This is a genomic window from Syntrophorhabdaceae bacterium (assembly GCA_028713955.1).
In the GTDB taxonomy this organism is placed as follows: domain Bacteria; phylum Desulfobacterota; class Syntrophorhabdia; order Syntrophorhabdales; family Syntrophorhabdaceae; genus UBA5609.
On sequence record JAQTNJ010000275.1, the window covers coordinates 1 to 3,866 of the forward strand.

Consider the following 3,866-nt stretch of genomic DNA (forward strand, 5'->3'; position numbering starts at 1 on the left):
CCCTGATCATCGCGCCGCGGATCCTCCTGTCCGAACTCTCAAAAGGAGGCTGCCTCTTGTAATGGGCGCTTTTGCGGTTCGGGTTAAGCACCGCCTTTTTCAGCATAGCCCCATAATCCATGAGGGCATAATACCACTTTCTCGGGCTTGTCCTGTCGAGTGTTGCTTCAACGAGGTGCAGCACCTCCCTGTCGTGCACGTTCGCACCATCCTGGAAAAAGAAATGGATGAAGACGCGCCTGATGTTCGTTTCGGCAAACACTGCAGACTGATTGAACGCGAACGCAACGAGTGATCCGGCGGTGGCCTTCCCAATACCGGGAAGCGACGCAAGTACCTCAACGTCTTTTGGTAAATTTCCACCGTACTCGGCGACAACCGTCTTTGCCAGTTTTATAAGCGATATCGCGCGCCTGTTGTAACCAAGCCCTGACCATGTCCGCAGGACTGCGTTCAGCCTTGCCCGCGCCAGAGCAGAAAAATCCGGAAAGGCGGCAAGAAATTCCTGGTACTTTCCGTTTACCCTCTCTACCTGTGTCTGCTGGAGCATAACTTCGGAAACGAGAATATAATATGGGTTGTGCGTATCCCGCCAGGGGAAGCTGCGCCGGTTCTTTTTGTAGTATCGGTAGATTTCCTTCCGGAACGACAGTATCTCTTCGGGGGACAGTATCGGGGGCAAGGCGACTACCGCTCTATCTTTTTGTTTTCCGAATATTCCCTGATCTCTTCAGGGCTCACCTCCGGGAGTTCGCGCAGGTACTCGCAGAGGCACACCTTCTCATACCCTGTCTTTTCAGGGTCATATATGACAAATGCCTTCTCTATCGATAGATCGTCTTGAGGTTTTTTGTTTTCATCCATACAGATATCATACGGCGAATAATATTAACCTGTCAACATGCTGCTTACCAGCTATCAGCGGTCAGCAGTCAACTATGAACTTCTGGTGAATAACCAATCACCAATAACCAAGCTCCAATTAATCACCAATATTCAATAACCAAACAGGGATATCTTACGGTTTTCGTTTGGGTATTAGGTCATTGGTTATTGGTTATTTAATTTTGGGACATAAATTGTTATAACGGGACTCCGTATCTAGAACGAATAAAGCAGGATCAGGATGGCTATTCCTATCCGATAATAAGCAAAAAGATCAAGGGTATGTTTTTTCAGGTAATTTATAAGAAACTTCAGGCTCAGGATCCCGAAAACAAGTGCTGAAGCTGCTCCATAGATATATATCGCCATACCGTTCGAGTGAATATCGAGGTGCCTCATCTCATACAAGGAAGTACCGAGTATGATCGGTATTGCCAGGAAAAAGGAAAAATCAACAGCCTCTGACCTCTTGAGCCCCAGAAGAAGCGCTGCGGTAATTGTTATCCCGCTTCGCGATACACCAGGTACCAGGGCAAACGCCTGGGCGATGCCGATCGCAATGGCAACGGGATAGGTAATGTCATTCTTGCTGAAGTGCACCCTTTCAGAGATGATCATCAGGACCGAGACAAGGGCAAGCGTAAAGACAGTCACAAAGGGGGTTCTCAGAGACTGTTCAATGAAATCCTTCCCCAGGAGTCCTGCAACCCCGGCAGGAATAGTGGCAACAATGATCTTTAAAAGCAGGGCATCCTTGAATCTTCCACCCCTGAGGTCAATAAAGCCTTCAATGATAACGCGGATGAATCTTTTGCCGTATATGGCGAGGATTGCCAGAAGTGTACCGAAATGCAACATCACATCATAGGTAAGTTTGTTGATATTGCCTTCATCGATGTGGAAAAACCATGGGATGACTATGAGGTGTGCTGAACTGCTGATGGGCAAAAACTCTGTGATACCCTGGATGGCCCCCATAATAACACTTTGCAACGTACTCATGAAAGGTCACCGGGTAGGAACCTGAAACCCAGTTCCATAGAATCCATGTTGAGCGATGCCGGTATGGGCGGCAGGGGGTCAACAGCCCTCAAAACCCTCAGGATCGACTCGTCGTATATCCTGTTACCGGACCTTTTTTCGACACTGATATCCACGATCCTTCCGTCTTTCCGTATCTTAATGATCACAATCGTCTCGAGGTCCTTCTTGTATGTCATACCGGGCACACCCCAGGCGCTCTTTACCTTGTCCCAGATATCAAGGATATACCTCTGTGTCACCGGATCGAGCGGTTTGCCGCCGCCTTCAGACCCGAACGGCAGTCCGGGGGCGCCGGCGCCTGTCCCCCCTTTGCCGCCTGCACCGGCAGTCCTTGTCTTTGATACATCAAGATAATCCGCCTTCTTCTTCATATCACGAATCCGCTCATCGAGGCGGCTCAGTTCTTCCTTGGTGGTCTTCTCCCGGGCAGCAACCTTCTTTTTTGATAACGAAACCTCTTCTTTCGCAGGTTTTTTTATAGGGGCAGGCTTCTTGACAACGCGTGCCGGCTTTGCAGGGACGGGCTTTTCGGGCAGGGCCTTTTCGGCAGCATGCCCTGCCCCTGTTGAACCTCCCCGGCCGCCAAGTTCGCCGACAAGGTTGACAGAGTACGACGATAGGGCATCGAACCTCTTTGATGATCTTTTCAAGGGTATACTAAACGCGGCGATAACGAAGACGTGGATCGCAAAAGAGATGATGAGCATTTTGTACCAAGCTTCTTCGCGCATCATTCCTCAAGGGGTTTGGTTACGATATTTATCTTCCCGATCCCTGCTTCACGTATGACCCCCATGCACTTTACAACGAATCCGTATGGAACATCCTTGTCAGCCCTGAGAAAGATCTCTTTATTGCTTTTATTGGCGAATAAAAGCTGGATAGCAGGTTTGAGTTCCCTCATGCCGAGTCTCTTCTCATTTAGTATAAGCCTTTGTTCCTTTGTGATATTCAGTATCTGGGGTTCGTCTTTGGTGGGCAGGGGCTTTGCGGTGACATTCGGTATGTCGATATTCATTCCGTGCTGCATCATGGGAGCCGTGATCATAAAGATTATGAGAAGAACAAGGACAACATCAACGAGGGGTATAACATTTATTTCCGACAGGGGTCCTTTGTCTTGCGATAATTTCATTTTTCAATGATATTGAGCAGGTACATGGATGCATTCTCCATCCTCGATATGATCCTTCTGAGCCTGCCTGAGAAATAATTATATGCAAGTACTGCGGGGATGGCCGCTGCAAGCCCCATCGCAGTGGCAATGAGGGCTTCGCTTATGCCGGGGGCCACAACGGCAAGGCTTGTCGTTCCCCTGACACCTATCTCCCGGAAAGAGTCCATAATCCCCCAGACCGTTCCGAAGAGACCTATAAAGGGGGAGGCGTTGGCGGTTGTTGCAAGGAACGAGAGTCTTCGCTCAAGCCTTGTCGATTCCTCGGAGATGGTAATCTTCAGGGCGTTCTCTATAATTGGAATTGTTCCCGGTTTTATGTCGGGGTTGTTCTCTTTCTGTCTCTTTGTAATCTCCTTGTAACAAGCCAGGATGAGTCTGTAAAAAGAATTGTCCGGGCTGTCCCTGTATATGGTTATGAGCTTTTTAAAGGAATCGGCCTCCCGTGCGGCATGAAAAAAACGTTCTCCTTCCCTTTCCGCCCTTCCGTACTGACGGAACTTTACAAACATAATTGTCCAGGAAATCACCGAAAAGATTAAGAGAATCAGCATGACTGCCTTTGCTACAGGACCTGCTGAATAGATAAGACTAAAAAGTCCGCCGGAGTATGCGTTGAGGCTGGATAAACCCATTTCGCAAACATCTTACAATAAAAGACTATCCTTGTAAAGAAAAACACCTGCCAAAGAAAACCCCCTGGGTGGGTTCCCAGGGGGAAGGGGGGTTATTATGAGAAGCTATGGAGGTGGTTTTGCGGTTT

The 3,866-nt window shown here is 48.6% G+C and carries 6 protein-coding genes; all 6 read right to left on the reverse strand.

What is annotated here, in order from left to right:
• The coding region (locus PHU49_15540; GenBank protein ID MDD5245421.1) for a hypothetical protein at nucleotides 1–682 on the reverse strand (682 nt) is incomplete at its 3' end.
• 5 nt (nucleotides 683–687) lie between these two features.
• On the reverse strand, nucleotides 688–864 hold the full coding sequence (locus PHU49_15545; GenBank protein MDD5245422.1) for a hypothetical protein: 177 nt from the start codon (nucleotides 862–864) through the stop codon (nucleotides 688–690).
• A 237-nt stretch (nucleotides 865–1,101) separates the two neighbouring features.
• On the reverse strand, nucleotides 1,102–1,887 hold the full coding sequence (locus PHU49_15550; GenBank protein ID MDD5245423.1) for an undecaprenyl-diphosphate phosphatase: 786 nt from the start codon (nucleotides 1,885–1,887) through the stop codon (nucleotides 1,102–1,104).
• Nucleotides 1,884–2,663 carry a TonB family protein gene (locus tag PHU49_15555; protein MDD5245424.1) on the reverse strand — a complete coding sequence of 260 codons (780 nt, stop codon included), beginning with the start codon at nucleotides 2,661–2,663 and terminating at the stop codon, nucleotides 1,884–1,886. The genes PHU49_15550 and PHU49_15555 overlap by 4 nt, the downstream gene beginning before the upstream one ends.
• Nucleotides 2,660–3,064 carry a biopolymer transporter ExbD gene (locus PHU49_15560; GenBank protein ID MDD5245425.1) on the reverse strand — a complete coding sequence of 135 codons (405 nt, stop codon included), beginning with the start codon at nucleotides 3,062–3,064 and terminating at the stop codon, nucleotides 2,660–2,662. Before PHU49_15560 ends, PHU49_15555 begins: the two co-directional genes overlap by 4 nt.
• Nucleotides 3,061–3,738 carry a protein TolQ gene (gene tolQ / locus PHU49_15565; GenBank protein ID MDD5245426.1) on the reverse strand — a complete coding sequence of 226 codons (678 nt, stop codon included), beginning with the start codon at nucleotides 3,736–3,738 and terminating at the stop codon, nucleotides 3,061–3,063. Before tolQ ends, PHU49_15560 begins: the two co-directional genes overlap by 4 nt.
• Between the last annotated feature and the right edge of the window lie 128 nt (nucleotides 3,739–3,866).